16 protein-coding genes are annotated in these 16,027 nt (G+C 30.0%); 4 read left to right on the forward strand and 12 right to left on the reverse strand.

Translation table 11 applies throughout. The annotated features are described in order from the left end of the window. The first annotated feature begins 57 nt into the window (after positions 1-57). Complete coding sequence (locus Q0684_RS07760) at positions 58-1,377, forward strand: serine hydrolase (protein WP_299014758.1); 1,320 nt, start codon at positions 58-60, stop codon at positions 1,375-1,377. A gap of 24 nt (positions 1,378-1,401) precedes the next feature. On the opposite strand, the gene Q0684_RS07765 is transcribed toward Q0684_RS07760, so the two are convergent. The 11 genes from Q0684_RS07765 to Q0684_RS07815 all read right to left on the reverse strand — a co-directional run bounded on the left by Q0684_RS07765 (position 1,402) and on the right by Q0684_RS07815 (position 12,987). Next, the gene (locus tag Q0684_RS07765) at positions 1,402-2,052 is read right to left on the reverse strand and encodes a peptidoglycan-binding domain-containing protein (protein WP_299014759.1); all 651 of its coding nucleotides are present in this window, start codon (positions 2,050-2,052) and stop codon (positions 1,402-1,404) included. A 509-nt stretch (positions 2,053-2,561) separates the two neighbouring features. Then, the gene (gene sufD, locus Q0684_RS07770) at positions 2,562-3,875 is read right to left on the reverse strand and encodes a Fe-S cluster assembly protein SufD (RefSeq protein ID WP_299014762.1); all 1,314 of its coding nucleotides are present in this window, start codon (positions 3,873-3,875) and stop codon (positions 2,562-2,564) included. 108 nt (positions 3,876-3,983) lie between these two features. Then, positions 3,984-4,733, reverse strand: coding sequence for a Fe-S cluster assembly ATPase SufC (sufC, locus tag Q0684_RS07775; protein ID WP_299014765.1), 750 nt, complete (start codon positions 4,731-4,733; stop codon positions 3,984-3,986). A 157-nt stretch (positions 4,734-4,890) separates the two neighbouring features. Next, positions 4,891-6,339, reverse strand: a complete 1,449-nt coding sequence (gene sufB, locus Q0684_RS07780) for a Fe-S cluster assembly protein SufB (RefSeq protein ID WP_299014768.1) — start codon at positions 6,337-6,339, stop codon at positions 4,891-4,893. A 34-nt stretch (positions 6,340-6,373) separates the two neighbouring features. Next, complete coding sequence (locus Q0684_RS07785; RefSeq protein ID WP_299014771.1) at positions 6,374-6,745, reverse strand: four helix bundle protein; 372 nt, start codon at positions 6,743-6,745, stop codon at positions 6,374-6,376. Positions 6,746-6,799: 54 nt separating this feature from the next. Continuing rightward, positions 6,800-7,129 (reverse strand): iron-sulfur cluster assembly accessory protein, encoded by a 330-nt coding sequence (locus Q0684_RS07790; protein ID WP_298762556.1) that lies wholly within the window; start codon positions 7,127-7,129, stop codon positions 6,800-6,802. Positions 7,130-7,237: 108 nt separating this feature from the next. Next, on the reverse strand, positions 7,238-8,254 hold the full coding sequence (locus tag Q0684_RS07795; RefSeq protein WP_299014774.1) for a cytochrome c peroxidase: 1,017 nt from the start codon (positions 8,252-8,254) through the stop codon (positions 7,238-7,240). 163 nt (positions 8,255-8,417) lie between these two features. Then, positions 8,418-9,164, reverse strand: coding sequence for an MbnP family protein (locus Q0684_RS07800; protein ID WP_299014777.1), 747 nt, complete (start codon positions 9,162-9,164; stop codon positions 8,418-8,420). Between the two features lie 2 nt (positions 9,165-9,166). Beyond that, complete coding sequence (locus tag Q0684_RS07805) at positions 9,167-10,498, reverse strand: hypothetical protein (protein WP_366140197.1); 1,332 nt, start codon at positions 10,496-10,498, stop codon at positions 9,167-9,169. 7 nt (positions 10,499-10,505) lie between these two features. Beyond that, positions 10,506-11,762: a choice-of-anchor B family protein gene (locus tag Q0684_RS07810; protein ID WP_299014780.1), complete on the reverse strand. Its 1,257-nt coding sequence runs from the start codon at positions 11,760-11,762 to the stop codon at positions 10,506-10,508. A gap of 163 nt (positions 11,763-11,925) precedes the next feature. Beyond that, positions 11,926-12,987, reverse strand: a complete 1,062-nt coding sequence (locus tag Q0684_RS07815; protein ID WP_299014783.1) for an acyltransferase — start codon at positions 12,985-12,987, stop codon at positions 11,926-11,928. Positions 12,988-13,170: 183 nt separating this feature from the next. On the opposite strand from Q0684_RS07815, the gene thiL reads away from it, so the two are divergent. The 3 genes from thiL (at position 13,171) to Q0684_RS07830 (ending at position 14,921) form a co-directional block, all read left to right on the forward strand. Then, entirely contained in the window at positions 13,171-14,217 is a 1,047-nt protein-coding gene (gene thiL, locus Q0684_RS07820) for a thiamine-phosphate kinase (RefSeq protein WP_299014786.1), read from the forward strand. Between the two features lie 91 nt (positions 14,218-14,308). Beyond that, positions 14,309-14,524, forward strand: coding sequence for a hypothetical protein (locus Q0684_RS07825; protein ID WP_299014789.1), 216 nt, complete (start codon positions 14,309-14,311; stop codon positions 14,522-14,524). Continuing rightward, positions 14,514-14,921 carry a putative toxin-antitoxin system toxin component, PIN family gene (locus Q0684_RS07830; protein WP_299014792.1) on the forward strand — a complete coding sequence of 136 codons (408 nt, stop codon included), beginning with the start codon at positions 14,514-14,516 and terminating at the stop codon, positions 14,919-14,921. The genes Q0684_RS07825 and Q0684_RS07830 overlap by 11 nt, the downstream gene beginning before the upstream one ends. 112 nt (positions 14,922-15,033) lie before the next feature. Here Q0684_RS07830 and Q0684_RS07835 read toward each other — a convergent pair whose 3' ends face one another. Further along, positions 15,034-15,945: a sugar phosphate isomerase/epimerase family protein gene (locus Q0684_RS07835; protein WP_299014797.1), complete on the reverse strand. Its 912-nt coding sequence runs from the start codon at positions 15,943-15,945 to the stop codon at positions 15,034-15,036. Positions 15,946-16,027: the final 82 nt, after the last annotated feature.

Raw genomic sequence — 16,027 nt, forward strand, 5'->3', positions numbered from 1 at the left:
CTGATACTAAAACTCAGTATGATTTTCTTATTTTTACCTTATAAACCTCACTAAGTAATGAAAATCTTTAAACGAATTCTACTCTTACTTTTAGCCACAATTATTATTGCCATTGTTTACAATTACCCAAAATTAAATATTTTGGCGGGTTACTCTGCAAAAAATACGGCCTCTTCTGTTTTTTTAGCAGGAAGAACACTCGCTTTTACAGATAGTACAGATAATAATTTTTCGCCTGTAAATTTAGCTTCAGACCAAATAGATAAAGAAAAAAAAATAGCAATTTCTTCGGCTTTTAATTTATTAACCCGAAAAGCAATATATAGAAAAGGATTGGGCACTGTGCTAATACTAGATAAAAATGATGAAACTGCTCAGTATCTCTCACCAAAAAGACTAAAACCAGACAATACAACTCCATTTCCTTATGGTAATGCACCACAAAAAGATAGTATCTTAAAAAACATAGATTATAAAAAATTAAATAAAACGGTAGCTTCTATTTTCGGAAAACGACAAACAAGAGCTGTTTTGGTTTTGCATAAAGACCAAATTATAGCCGAAAAATATGCAGATGGTTTTGATAAAGATTCAAAAATTTTAGGTTGGTCTATGACTAAAAGTATTACAAGTACTGTTTTTGGGATTTTACAACATCAAAACAAATTAAATGTTTTTGATAAAGCACCTATTGCTTCATGGCAAAATGATGAAAGAAAAGAAATTACCATTCACAATTTACTACAAATGAACTCTGGTTTAGAGTGGGATGAAAATTACAACGAAATTTCTGATGCTACAAAAATGCTTTTTTTAGAAAAAGACATGACTAAAATACAAGAAAACAAACCTTTAGTTGGTAAACCAAATAAAAGTTGGAACTATTCCTCAGGAACAAGTAATTTATTATCTGGTATTTTAAGAAAGCAGTTTACTACACATCAAACCTATTTAGATTTTTGGTACACCAATTTTATCGATAAAATTGGTATGAATTCTATGGTTGTTGAAGCAGATTTAGCCGGGAATTATGTGGCCTCTTCTTATGCTTGGGCAACTGCAAGAGATTGGGCAAAGTTTGGTTTGCTCTATTTGAATAAAGGCAATTGGAATGGCGAACAAATTTTTAACGAAAATTGGGTAAATTACGTAACCAAACCAACACCAACTTCTAACGGAACTTATGGTGCACAATTTTGGTTGAATGCTGAAAAACAATTTAAAGATGTACCTAAAAGCATGTACTTTGCAGACGGTTACCAAGGGCAACGCGTGTATATTTTACCAGAACAAGAGTTGGTAATTGTGCGCTTTGGGCTTTCTTGGTTTGATGAAAATGTGTTTTTATTGGGAATCTTAGACGCAGTGAAAAGTTAAAAATAAATTACTTGTAAAAATATTTTATTTAAATAAAGCGTCTAAAGTTAAAATATCTAAAAAACCATCAGGATAAAGGTTATTGTTCTTTTCAAACAGTTGTATACCTTTTAAAGTTTGTATTTTATAAAGACCGTCTACTGTAACATCTATTCCATTAGCTACTAATTTCTTTTGTACTTCATAAATTAGTGGGCTTTTATCTCCATAAACTATTTTTCTATCTGCATTAAACATCTGTTTAATTTTATTTACTTCTTGGTTTTTCTTGTAGTGTTTTAATTCTAAACCTTGTTCTTCTAAAAATTTAATTTCTTGGTTAGACAAACCATTCTTTTTTAAAAAAGCAGATTTTTCTAATTTACTTTCATAATACCTAATAGTAGCTAATTTGTCAGAATATTTAGCAATCGCTAATTTTGTTTGCTCATCATCATTTTTTGGAGTTCTAACGTCTATACTATTAGCAGTATATTGCATAATTACAAAACTATTAAGATCCTCTACAGCCTTATTATAATTAAGAACTAATTCTTGATTATGGTATTCTAGATCTAATTTCTTATCCGTTTTATAATTTACTTTTGGTGCATTATATCTTTTGTACTGGTTGTATTTGGAAAAACCAATGATAAAAGCAATAATTAATAATAATAAAATAATTAGCTGTTTCATAATAGAACTATCTAATGGAAAAGTTTTGATTTTGCACAAAAATAACTAAAAGTTTTTAAAGCTATATTGTTATTAAATTGTTGCAAAGGAAAAACAACAAAATTCTCTTTTACATTTTTAATACTGATAAAGAAACTATATAAGAAAAGACCAGTCTAAATTGAGTGGTTTACCCATAAATTAATTATATAACTTAACTTTTTACCTTTAATTAAACCTAATGCTAAGGCAATTACGCCAATTGCAATTGTGATTTAGTAGCCTGTCTTATTTTAGGTTCTAAAAAATCTAAGTTACCAATAGAAACCTGTGTTTCTGGCTTTAACATAGTATAAATATCGTAAGCAATTAGTAACACTGTTTTATTTGTTTGGTTTCATTTTTAATGGTTATTTGATAATTCAAAATTAAAAACCTTGCAAGACTAAATATACAATAAATCACATTAATTAGAACAAAAAACCACGCTAAAAAGCGTGGTTTTTAAATACTAAAAACATCTTAGATGTCTATAAATCAAACCCAATATTAACACCTAATTTATTAGCGATTAATTTGGTAATACGTTGTTTTACTTCTGGTATTTTTACGCTTTCTAAAACCGTATTTGCAAAAGCAAACATTAGTAAACCTTTACCTTGCTTTTCTGGTATACCACGTTGTTGCATGTAAAATAATGCATCATCATCTAACTGACCAATAGTACAACCATGAGAACATTTTACATCATCTGCAAAAATTTCTAGTTGTGGTTTTGCGTTAATTGTTGCTTTATCACTTAATAAAACGTTATTGTTTTGCTGATAAGCATTTGTTTTTTGTGCTTCTTTTTCTACAATTACTTTTCCGTTAAAAACTGCTGTAGAACGTTCATCATAAATACCTTTATAATCTTGGTGCGACTCACAATTTGGTTCTATGTGATGCACTAAAGTATGATGATCTACATGCTGTTTACCTTCTGTAATAGTAATTCCTTTTAAAATAGAATCTATATGTTCTCCTTTCTGATAAAAATTTAAATTGTTTCTAGTAATATTACCTCCAAAAGAAAAGGTATGCACAGAAACCACAGAATTCGATTTTTGTTCTATGTAAGAATTGTCTACCAAAGAAGCAGAAATTTCATCATCCTGAATTTTATAATAGTCTACATTTGCCGCTTTGTCTGCAAAAACTTCTGTAACTACGTTAGATAAAACCGCGTTAGAAGTTAAACTTTGATGACGCTCTATAATTTGTACTTGAGCATTTTCGCCAACAATTATTAAGTTTCTAGGTTGCACCATTGTTGCAGCCTCTGCACCTGTAATAAAATTAATGATTTGTATTGGTTTTTTAACTACTGTGTTCTTAGGTATATGAATATAAGCGCCTTCTGTAGCAAAAGCCGTGTTTAAAGACGTTAAGTTGTCTTGCTTTGCCACTTTATTAAAATACTTATCTATAGTCTCTTTATACTTTGGACTACTTAATGCAGATGACATTAAACATACGTCATAATGCTCGTGTGTGGTTTGCGATAAGAAAGAACTGTATTTTCCATTAATAAAAACTACTTTATAAGAATCTATTTCATGAATAAAATACTGCTTAACATCTGCTAACTCTATAGCTTCTACCTTCGCAGGAAATAAACTGTAATCTTGCTTTAAAACCGAGTTTAACGAGGTGTATTTCCAAGCTTCTAATTTTTTAGTAGGGAAGCCTACTTTCTCAAAATTTTGCAAAGCCTGGGATCTAACTTCGTGCACACTAGAATCTGTATCTACGTTGTCTTCAAATGCAATATATGATGATAATAATTTGTCTTGTAATTCCATTTTTCTTTAGTTTTAAAGTTCAAAGCTTTTAAAGTTTCTAAAGTTCTTTTCTCAAAAATCTTTAGTACTTATCCAACTTTTAAACTTTTTTACTTTTAAACTTTCTAACTAAACAAGTTCTTGCTTAATCCAGTCGTATCCTTTTGCTTCTAGTTCTAAAGCTAAAGAAGCATCGCCAGTTTTTACAATTTTACCATCGTGTAAAACGTGTACAAAATCTGGAACGATATAATCTAACAAACGTTGGTAGTGTGTAATTACAATTACTGCATTGTCTTTAGATTTTAATTTGTTAACACCGTTTGCAACAATACGCAAAGCATCTATATCTAAACCAGAATCAGTTTCATCTAAGATGGCTAATTTTGGTTCTAACATTGCCATTTGAAAAATTTCGTTACGTTTTTTCTCTCCACCAGAAAAACCTTCATTTAAAGAACGTCCTAAAAATTTTCTATCGATTTCTAATAATTCAGATTTCTCACGAATCATTTTTAACATGTCTTTTGCAGGCATGTCTTCTAAACCTTTTGCTTTTCTTGTTTCGTTAATAGCTGTTTTTATAAAGTTGGTTACAGAAACTCCTGGAATTTCTACAGGATATTGAAACGATAAGAAAACACCATTATGTGCTCTTTCTTCTGGTGCCAATTCATTTAAATCTTCACCATTTAACTCTATATTACCACCAGTAACTTCATACTCTTCTTTACCAGCAATTACATTGGCTAACGTACTTTTACCAGCACCATTTGGCCCCATAATTGCGTGTACTTCACCAGCGTTTACTTCAATATTTAATCCTTTTAAAATTGCTTTTCCGTCAATTTCTGCTTCTAAATTCTCTATTTTTAACATGATCTGTTAGTTATAAAGTTGAAAGTTTTTAAAGTTAAAAAGTTCAACTCTGATATTTCTAAATTATTATTTGATTTGTTTTTTTTTATTCTTACAGCATTTAAAAAGGAGAAAGAGAAACTTTAAAAACTTTCTACTTTTTTACTTTTAAAACTTGCTAACCTACAGAACCTTCTAAACTAATTTCTAATAATTTTTGTGCTTCTACAGCAAATTCCATTGGTAACTTATTTAGTACTTCTTTACTAAAACCGTTAACAATTAAAGCAATTGCTTTTTCGGTATCTATACCACGCTGATTACAGTAAAACAATTGGTCTTCACCAATTTTACTGGTTGTTGCTTCGTGTTCTATTTGTGCCGATTTATTTTTGGTTTCTATATAAGGAAAGGTGTGTGCACCACATTCATTCCCCATTAATAAAGAATCACATTGAGAGAAATTACGTGCATTTTCTGCTCTAGAATTTATCTGCACCAACCCTCTATAAGAATTTTGAGATTTTCCTGCAGAAATACCTTTAGATATAATGGTAGACTTAGTGTTTTTACCCAAGTGAATCATTTTTGTACCTGTATCTGCTTGCTGAAAATTGTTGGTTACTGCAATTGAGTAAAACTCACCAACAGAATTGTTTCCTTTTAAGATACAAGAAGGATATTTCCAAGTTACTGCAGAACCTGTTTCTACTTGTGTCCAAGAAATTTTAGCATTGTTTTCACACAAACCTCTTTTGGTTACAAAATTGTAAACTCCACCTTTACCTTCTTTATTACCAGGATACCAGTTTTGTACAGTAGAATATTTAATTTCTGCATCATCTAAAGCAATTAATTCTACAACTGCTGCGTGTAATTGATTCTCATCACGCATTGGCGCTGTACAACCTTCTAAATAAGAAACATAACTACCTTTGTCTGCAACTACTAAAGTTCTTTCAAATTGACCTGTTCCTCCTTCGTTAATTCTAAAGTAGGTAGATAATTCCATAGGACATTTAACGCCTTTTGGAATGTAACAGAAAGATCCATCAGAAAAAACAGCCGAATTTAATGCTGCATAGAAGTTGTCTTTTGTAGGTACAACAGTTCCTAAATATTTTTTTACCAATTCTGGATGTTCTTGAATTGCTTCTGAAATTGGCATAAAAATTATCCCTTTTTCTCCTAACGTTTTCTTAAAAGTTGTAGCTACAGAAACTGAATCCATTACAATATCTACAGCAACGTTTGCCAATTTCTTTTGCTCGTCTATAGAAATTCCTAACTTTTTAAAAGTTTCTAATAAATCTGGATCTACCTCATCTAAAGAATTTAATTTCGGCTTTTGCTTTGGTGCAGAATAGTATGCAATATCTTGAAACTTTGGTTTCTCATAATGCACATTTGCCCATTCTGGTTCTTCCATTTGTTCCCAAACTCTAAAAGCTTCTAAACGCCATTCAGTCATCCATTCTGGCTCGTTTTTCTTTTTAGAAATTGCACGAACAACGTCTTCGTTTAAACCAACAGGAAACGTATCACTTTCTATATCTGTATAAAAACCGTATTTATATTCTTGCGTTTTTAATTCTTCTTCTAACTGTTCTTCTGTATATTTACTCATAAAACTAGTTTATAATGTTAAAAAGTTATAAAGTTTATAAAGTTGAGTGGAGATGTTTTAACAAACCACTTATTAACTTAGAAACTTCGTTTATTTTTAACCTTAAATTATTAAACTCATTTTCACTTATATAATTTATATCAAAAGCTAAATATAACTGAGAACGTACTTCTCCTGCAGATGCTTTAGCAATGTATAAAAACCTTATAAACTCTTTTGTTGTCTGCCTTTCAAAACCTTCTGCTATATTAGAAGAAATTGATACAGACGCTCTTCTTATTTGATCTCTTAATCCAAAATCTTTAGCAAATAAATCATTTGAATTGGTTACTTTGTAAATTTCAACATTTAATTCTCTTGCCTTTTGCCAAGAAATAATTTCTTCAAAAGAATTAAACTTTGCCATAAACGTTTTTACTTTTTAACCTTCTACTTTATAACTTTATAAACTTTACAAACATTACAAAGAAAAAGACTCCCCACAACCACAAGTTCTATTTGCATTTGGGTTATTAAATACAAAACCTTTACCGTTTAAACCACCAGAATATTCTAGTGTTGTGCCTACTAAGTATAAAAAACTCTTTTTATCTACAATAAGCCTAACATTATTTTCTTCAAATATTTTATCGTCTTCAGATTTCTTATTATCAAAAGTTAAATCGTAAGATAAACCTGAACACCCTCCACTTTTTACGCCAACTCTTACATAGTCTGTTGTGGCGTCAAAGCCATCGTCTGTCATTAACTCAATGACTTTCTTTTTAGCTGTGTCTGAAACTTTTATCATAATTTTTTAGGTAGATTGAATCTAAATTGTATGCAAAGATATAACATATGTTAAACAAAACTGTTAAACTTTCATTAACAACTGCAATTCAACTATTAGTTTTATTGATTATTCTTGAAAAGCAGGACTATTAACAAAGTCGAAATCAGAAAGGGTTAGCAAAAACGCTTTTAAGTCCGCTTTTTCTTGTGTAGATAAATTTACACCTCCTCTGTTTATTTGCTTCATTAAAGGGTCTATGGTTGAAGAGGGCTGCAAACCTGTTGAATAAAATTCGATAACCTCTTCTAAAGTAGCAAATCTACCATCATGCATATAAGGTGCTGTAAAAGCTAAGTTTCTAATAGATGGTGTTTTAAATTTACCATTATCTCTAGGATCTCCTGTAATAGCACCCAAACCTAAATCTGTAAAATTACGATCTAAACCATTATTATGAAACTCGTTATCTGTCCAAAGTGGATTGTTTTCGCTTCCATGACAATGAAAACAATCGCCTTTTTCTTCTTCCATAAAAATTGTAAAACCGTTTTTTTCTGCGGATGTTAAGGTTGCTTCGTCGCGCAAATATTTATCAAATTTAGAATTAGCAGAAATTAAGGTTCTCTCAAATTGTGCAATGGCTTTTACCACTAAAGTGGAATCTATTTTTGCAGTACCAAAAGCACGTAAAAACAAATCTGGATAGGTTGGATGGTTTTGTAGTTTTGCAGTAACTTCTTGCCAATTAGCATCCATTTCTATAGGATTGGTAATTGGTGTAAACGCCTGATTTTCTAAACTAAAATCTTGACCATCCCAAGAAAAACGCTCACTAAAATTCCATGCTAAATTAAATAATGGCATTGCATTTCTAGTGCCTAAATTATTATTTATACCCAAACTAAACTGTAATTGATCTGTAAATGCTTTTTTGGGACTATGGCAAGTTGCACAAGATTGTGTATTATCTCTAGATAATAATTTTTCGAAAAACAGCTTTTTACCTAAAGTAACACCTTCTTCTGTTAAGGGGTTATTTACAGGAATTAAAGGCCCTATAAGTTTTTCTGAAAATAATGCTGGTACTTTTAGATTATAGGCAATAGGTGTGTATATTTCTTCTTCTTTTGATGCGCAATTCATCAGAAAAAGAAAAAACATAAATAGAAATATGTAGTTTCTTATTTTTTTACCATCTAATGGCATAATAAACAATGTTTTTTATAAATATTTTTCTTTTTAAATTTTTCTGAATTTATAGAATACATTATAAATTTCTGCTTTCGCAGGAATGACAAATTGATAGTTATTGTGTAATTTCTCCTAAAGAAAAAACAGATTGCCCATTTTCATTCATTAAAATTTGTGCGTCAAAATTTGGCATTAAAACAGTATTCAGTTCGTTTAAATTCCAAGTATTTGGATTTTTAAACCACTCTGCAACATTCATTTTAATTTCTATGGTTGTATCATTTATAATTTCAATTTCTCCTAAATCCACTTCAAAAGAAGTGTCTTTAAACACTAAATTATTTGGGTCTGTTCTGTTTACAGCTCTAATTGCATGGTAATTAAAACCAGCTTCTTGGTTATTTGCAGCTACAAATTTACCATCAAATTGCATATAATGGTAACCGCCACCTAACATATTAGGTACATTAAAATTTACCGTATTTAAATCTTGATAAATACCATCTGTATTGTCTTCATCTTTAAAACCAAATCTAAATTTTAGATTTATTAAATCGGCTTTTTGATTTGGTATGGTTAACGATAAACCTGTGTTTTGGCCAAGATCTACTAAGTTTCTATTTTTTGTATCCAATAAATTTATGTTCGTAATTACATAACGTAACTTCTCTATACTTAATTGATCTCCATTTGCGTTTGTAAACTTTAATTGGTTAAAATCTGCCTCTGTAATTGGTGTACCATTCCAATTATGAGTGAATTTTAACGTTACACTACCTCCTGGATTCACGCAACATTCTACATCATCTTTGCAAGACGAAAAGAGAATTACTATTAAAAAAAGTGAAACTATTTTTTTCATTATTATTCTTTAAATTTTATTAGTAATGCGTCTGCAAAACCTTTGTTTTCTTGTATTTCAAAATCTGAACTACTACTCTCTCCAACAGCAATAATTGTGTTGTTATTTAATTCTGTAATTCCGTATAAAAAATCTATTTGAGAACCGCCAACTGTTTTTTGCCACAATAATTCTCCAGAATTATTTATTTTTAAAAGTAGGGCATCATTTTGACCATTATTTGTAAAATTATTGTCTAAACTTCTAGAACTACCAGCTATTAAAAAGCCATTATCTTGGGTTTTAAAAATGGCTCTTGCCACATCAAAATTAGTACCTCCTAATGTTTTTTGCCAAATTATTGTGCCATTTGTAGCAAACTTTACAACCCAAATATCTGCAGCACCATTATTATTTTGCACGTCTTTATCTGTACTTCTAGTATCGCCAACTACTATAAAATTGCCATCATTAGTTGTTGTAATTGCTCTGGCCTCATCTATTTCTGAACCTCCAAAATTTTTTTCCCAAATTAATGCTCCTGTATTCGATATTTTAATAATCCAAAAATCGTAAGCGCCTTTGTTATTTTTTATATTAAAATCTTTACTATCTGAAGAGCCTGCAATTATATATTGATTTTCTGGTGTTTCTACAATTCCTAATGGTGTATCTGTAAAAGAGCCTCCAAAAAATCGACTCCATTCTACATTACCAAAAGCATCTGTTTTTATAGCCCAATAATCTCCACCAGCATGTTTGGTTGCATTGGTTTTTGCATTGCCTTGTCCATTAGATGCAGATACATCTAAAACGCCAGTTATTAATAAACCTCCACTATTTGTTTCTATTACTTTTGTACCTGTATCTGCTCCTAAAAAGCCGTAAGACTTTTGCCATAATAAATTGCCAAGCGCATCAATTTTTATCAACCAAAAATCGTTGGCACCATTATTTATAGTTACGTCTAAATCTGAACTGCTTGTAGACCCTAAAACAACATAATTGCCATCTTTGGTTTGTATAATACTTGCAGCACTATCATCTTTAGATCCTCCATAATTCTGTTGCCATTCTAAATTATTTTCCGAAGAAAATTTTAAGACTAAAAAATTAAAAGATTCATCTGCTTTATTGGTAATATCTGCATTATTACTCTGTGTATAACCTGCTGTAATATAGCCACCATCTTTAGTAGCGTAAACTGTGTTTAAAACATCGTTTTTACTACCACCAAAAGTGGTGATTGAAATTTTTTCCTCGTTTTCAACTGGATTTTCATCAATAAATACTTCAGTGTCTTTAGCGCAGCTGAATAAAAAAAGGAAGCATAATATATAGCAGAAATTTCTCAAAATTACCTTAAGATTTACTTTTTCTAATTACAAATAAACCACGATCTATATCGCTTACAATTATATTACCACTTGGTAAAAAAGGATATACATTCCAAGCACCATTAAATAAAGTGCTATTATTTTCTGGATGCGTATCAAAAAAACCAACTTCTGTAATTTCTTTGTTTTCGATATTGGTAATATCTATAACACGCACGCCAGCTGTATAACTGGCCTGATAAAAAAGGTTTTCTTTTACATAACCATTATGATCTATTGCCACTGTTGGCCCTAAATAATCGAAATGAAACTTAGGGTTATCTAAATCTTTAAAATCGAAAATAATAGTTCTTGTATTGCCACCAAAATTGCGTTCATCTAATTCATCTCCTAGTAAAAAATAATTAAAATCTTCTGTAAACCAACCTTGGTGCGTATAACCAATATTTGGATAGGTAATTGTAGAGATTTGTACAGGATTTGCCTTATCTGTAACATCTACAAGAATAACTTCTGTCTCATTACTACTTATTAAAATTTCTTTGCCCACATAATCTGTATCTGGGCCATTATAAGTTACAACTTGGGCATCATGAGAATAATCTAAAAAACCACCTTCTGCCTTTGGCTCAAAAACATTTTGAATATTTATAAACAAAGGACCACCTCTAAAAGTAGCTTGCCTACTTGTACCTACAGGATATGCATAGCCTTGTTTTTCATTAATTACTATATTATGGGCATTACCAAAACCTGTAAATACAGCATCTTCTGTAAATTGTTCTGGCGTATTTGTAACAGCCCTAAGTCTATTTAAATCGAAAATTTGCATGCCATGATTGGCAGCTTCACTTACAATATAAGCCGTGTTATTATATACTTTAACGTCTCTCCAAGGACTATTTACGGTTCTTGTAGGTAAAAAACCAATAATTGTTGCCTCTAAAGGATTGGTAATATCTATAAAGGAAACCCCTTTGTTTGTGCACATTAGTGCGTATTCTTTTTGCGTTATTGGGTCTACCCAGCCCCAAGAATCATTACCTTCTGTATTTGCACCAGCCATTTCTTCTAAAGTAATGTGTGCTAATAAATCGTAATCTTTACAAGGATAATCTCCAGCAAAACCGTTTTCACAAGCATGTAAAACTGTGGGCGTTATTTCTTCTTCTGGAGGTAATTCTTCAGATATAATTTCCGGTTCAAAAATTTCCGGTTCAAAAACATCTTTTTTAGTACAACTAAATGCCAATAAAAAACAGAAGAGAAATATTTTTTTCATGATTTTGTATTTAATACATAAAATATAACGTATTTATTAAAGGTTAGTTGCACTGATGTTGTGTAAAGTTACTAAATATTTACCTAATTAAAATTTAGAAAGAATACTCTCTAACAAGCTAATAAAAATATAAGGTATAAACCGTAATATTTGATTTTCTAATTTAGTAAAAATATCTTTTTAATTTTAAAAATTGTTTTTCAAATACATGATAAGATAGTATACTAATACCTATTGTTATGAGTAAAGAAACTATTGCTAATACATACCAATTAGAAAAAGAAAGATATTTAAAAACATAAACAAGTGCTAATATAATTATAGTATGGTATAAGTATAAGCCATAAGTATACTTACCCAATTTGCTAAACCATAAACTGTCACTTATATATAAAGCATTCTTTCCTAATGTAAATAGTATTGTAATTGAAAATAAAAGGCTTAAGATAAAAGGAGAAAAATAGTCAAAAAATAGTACGTTACTATTTGGTATGATAAAAACGATTGCTATGGTTACAATTAAAAAGATATATTTTAAATATTTTGGAATTATTTCTAAATAATGTAAAGCACTTTTTTTGTGCATCAAAATATATGCAGGTATTGCTCCAAACGCAAAATAATCAAGATGCGAAAATAAATCTATATGCGCTATACCAAAATGGGTGTAAATTAACCGAGAAATATGAGCAATTATAATACTTGCAAAAATAAGGTGAGGGATTTTTTTTGAAGAAAGAAAACGCAGGATTACTGCCCAAAAAATATAAAAATGCTCTTCTATACAAAGAGACCACATTACCCTTAAAGGTGCTCCATCAGGAAATGTATTTGTCATCATCATTTTATAATTCTCGCCAAAAAATATCGATGTCAATAAATCAGGTTTATAGCCTGTATTAGTAAAAGGTAAATTTAAAGCGTTTAAAATATATGGAGATACATATGCAAAGGCTATCATCAGATAAAATAAGGGCCAAATTCTTAGCACTCGTCTAGCAAAAAACTTCTTTAAAGATATTTTCTTTTTTTGTTCTTTTTCATAAAGTAAAATATAAGTAATTAGAAAACCACTTAAAACAAAAAAGAAGGTTACACCAATTCCGCCACTTTTAAGAAAAAAATCAATGTAGAGATTCCCGGTTTTTGGTAAATGTAAGAGAAAGACCAATAGAAAAGCGAAAAATCTTAGCGCATCAAATGTATGAAAGTGTTTTCTACTCAATCTATGTAAATTTTTTTCGGTTTGGCAACTTACAGCGAACTTCATTACAATACTAACATAATTTTAGCAATTTAACGCCTTACACTAAGATGTTCATCAAAAAAAACCATATGAATATAAAATATTTACACATCTCTGCTAAACTAACTCTTTATTCTTTTTAATTGTAATTATCTTTGCAATATGTTAGCAGATAAAAATCCACAAAAAACGTCGTTGGCTGAACTTGGTGAGTTTGGTTTAATTAAACATATTACACAATATTTTAAGTTGAATAATGCTTCCTCTATAAAAGGGGTTGGCGATGATGCAGCTGTTTTAGATGCTTCCAAAAATCAAACTTTAGTAACTACAGATTTGTTAGTAGAAGGTGTGCATTTCGATTTAAGTTATATGCCTTTAAAGCATTTGGGTTACAAAGCTGTTATGGTAAATCTTTCTGATGTGTATGCCATGAATGGCGAAGCTGAACAAATTACGGTTTCTATTGCGGTTTCTAACCGTTTTCCTTTAGAAGCTATTGAAGAATTGTATGCTGGAATTCAGTTGGCTTGTGATACCTATAAAATTGATTTAATTGGTGGAGATACTACCTCTTCTACCAAAGGAATTTTAATTTCTGTAACTGCCATTGGTAAAGCTGCAAAAGAAGATATTGTTTACAGAAATACAGCAAAAGAAACCGATTTAATTGTGGTTTCTGGAGACTTAGGTGCTGCTTATTTAGGTTTGCAAGTTTTAGAACGTGAAAAGCAAGTTTTTAAAGTAGACCCAAACAATCAGCCAGATTTAGACAATTATACCTATTTAATTGAACGCCAATTAAAACCAGAAGCGCGTAAAGATGTTGCTGGTTTGTTAAAAGAATTAAAGGTAAAACCAACGTCTATGATTGATATTTCTGACGGATTGTCTTCAGAATTATTTCATATTTGTACACAAAGTAAAGTGGGTTGTAAAATTTATGAAGATAAATTGCCTTTAGACCCTCAAGTAATTTCTACTTGCGAAGAATTTGAACTAGATTCTACAATGGTTGCTTTAAGTGGTGGCGAAGATTACGAATTGTTATTTACAGTGCCAATTGCAGATTTTGATGCCATTAAAAACAACCCAAATTTTTCTATTGTTGGACACATTACTGCCGAAAACCAAGGTTTGCAGTTAATTACAAGAGCTGGCCAAGAAATGGAATTGAAAGCCCAAGGTTGGAATGCGTTGAAGGAATAATAAGTTAAATATATCTATAGTTTTTCCACTAACAATCGAAATTTCGTAAATTGAATGTAAATTAGTAACTTTAAGAATTAATAAAGCGAAAATGGAAACTATAAGAATTGATATCATAAATCCCAAGGCAATAAAGCTCATTAAAGATTTAGCTGACTTAAATTTAATTAAAATTAATAAAGAAAATCACAAAGCTGAATTTTCTAATCTTTTAAAAAAAATAAGATCAAAGTCTAATACAGAAATTTCATTAGATGAGATAACAAAAGAAGTTGAAGAAGTGAGAAAATCACGTTATGAAAAATAGGAAAATAATCCTTGATACAAATCTTTGGATTAGTTTTTTAATTTCTAAAAAATTTAGTGATATTGACGACTTAATTGAAAACAAGGGATTAATATTAATCTTTTCAAACGAACTACTTGAAGAGTTTATAGATGTTGTAAACCGACCAAAATTTAAAAAATACTTTTCAAAGAAAGATGTTGAGAAAATTCTTAAGTATTTTGATCAGTTTGCAGAATTAGTGAAAGTCAAATCTAAAATGAATATTTGTAGAGACAAAAAAGATAACTTTCTGTTAGACTTAGCAATTGATTCAAAAGCAGATTACTTAATTACTGGCGATAAAGATTTATTAATTTTAGAAAAAATTAATAAAACAGAAATTTTAACGTTATCCGAATTTCTTAAACTAAATTAAATACAAAAAAGGTAATCAAACATTATAGATGTATTATCTTTTAATTCCCTTACCCAATTTTAATTTAGTAAACATTTATCAACTTTATACTAAACCAAATAAGGTAAAACTATCAAATGGCTCCATAAGCATCATTAAAATCGTTAAACATACGTGTAACAATTTCTTTGGGATCACCTTCTGTTAGGCTTTCAAAAGAAACATAACCTTTGTAGTTATTTTCTTTTAAAATGGGCGCTATTTTTTTCATATCTACTTGCTCTGGAACACCATTTGTATAAACCAATTCTTTTAGAAACCAATAATTTGCAAACGGTGCTAATTTTTTAATTTCTTCATAAGGGTTTCCTCTGCGAACACTACCCACATCTAAAATTAAACCAAACCACTCAGAATCTACTCGTTTTAAAATATCTAAAACCTCGTCTGCTTTGTACAAAAACTCATTATGATGTTGCATACCTATTAAAACACCTGTTTTTTCTGCGTATTTGGCACATTCTTTAAAATCTGCAACCATCCATTCTTTTACCTGGTCTTTAGAAAAACCTTTGTGCTTACCAAAACCTGGAAAAACGCGCATAATAGAAGCTCCTAGTTTAGATGACACTGTTAACCACTCCTTTATTAAAGCAATATCTGCCGTTCTTTTTACTTTATTACCTGTTATAAAACTATTTCTAACACCTGTCCAAGTTATATTTAAACCCAATTCTAAAGCTCTTTTTTTAAGCTGAAAAAGAGTTTTATCTTCTGGTATATTTGGGTAAGTATCAAAATAATAACCTGTTAAATCTACTGCATCTAAACCTAAATCTGCAGCAAAATCCATCATGTCATAAAAATTCATTTTACCACTTCTCAATTGATCATTAAAGGTATATGCATTTACACTAAACTTTACTTTAGCCGCTGTTTTTATCTTTTTGCTTTCTGATAAAGTATTTGAAAAAAGACCATTTGTACTCAAAATTAATGGTGCTGCTGCTAAGCCCTTTAAAATATTTCTTCTTTTTTTATCCATTACTTTATCGGTTTAAATTGTTAAAAACAACTTCAATCTTTACAGTAGTTGTTCCACTAAAATAGTTGAAAATTGTAAAAAA

Origin of the sequence: uncultured Polaribacter sp. (assembly GCF_947503875.1) — a bacterium.
Taxonomy (GTDB): domain Bacteria; phylum Bacteroidota; class Bacteroidia; order Flavobacteriales; family Flavobacteriaceae; genus Polaribacter.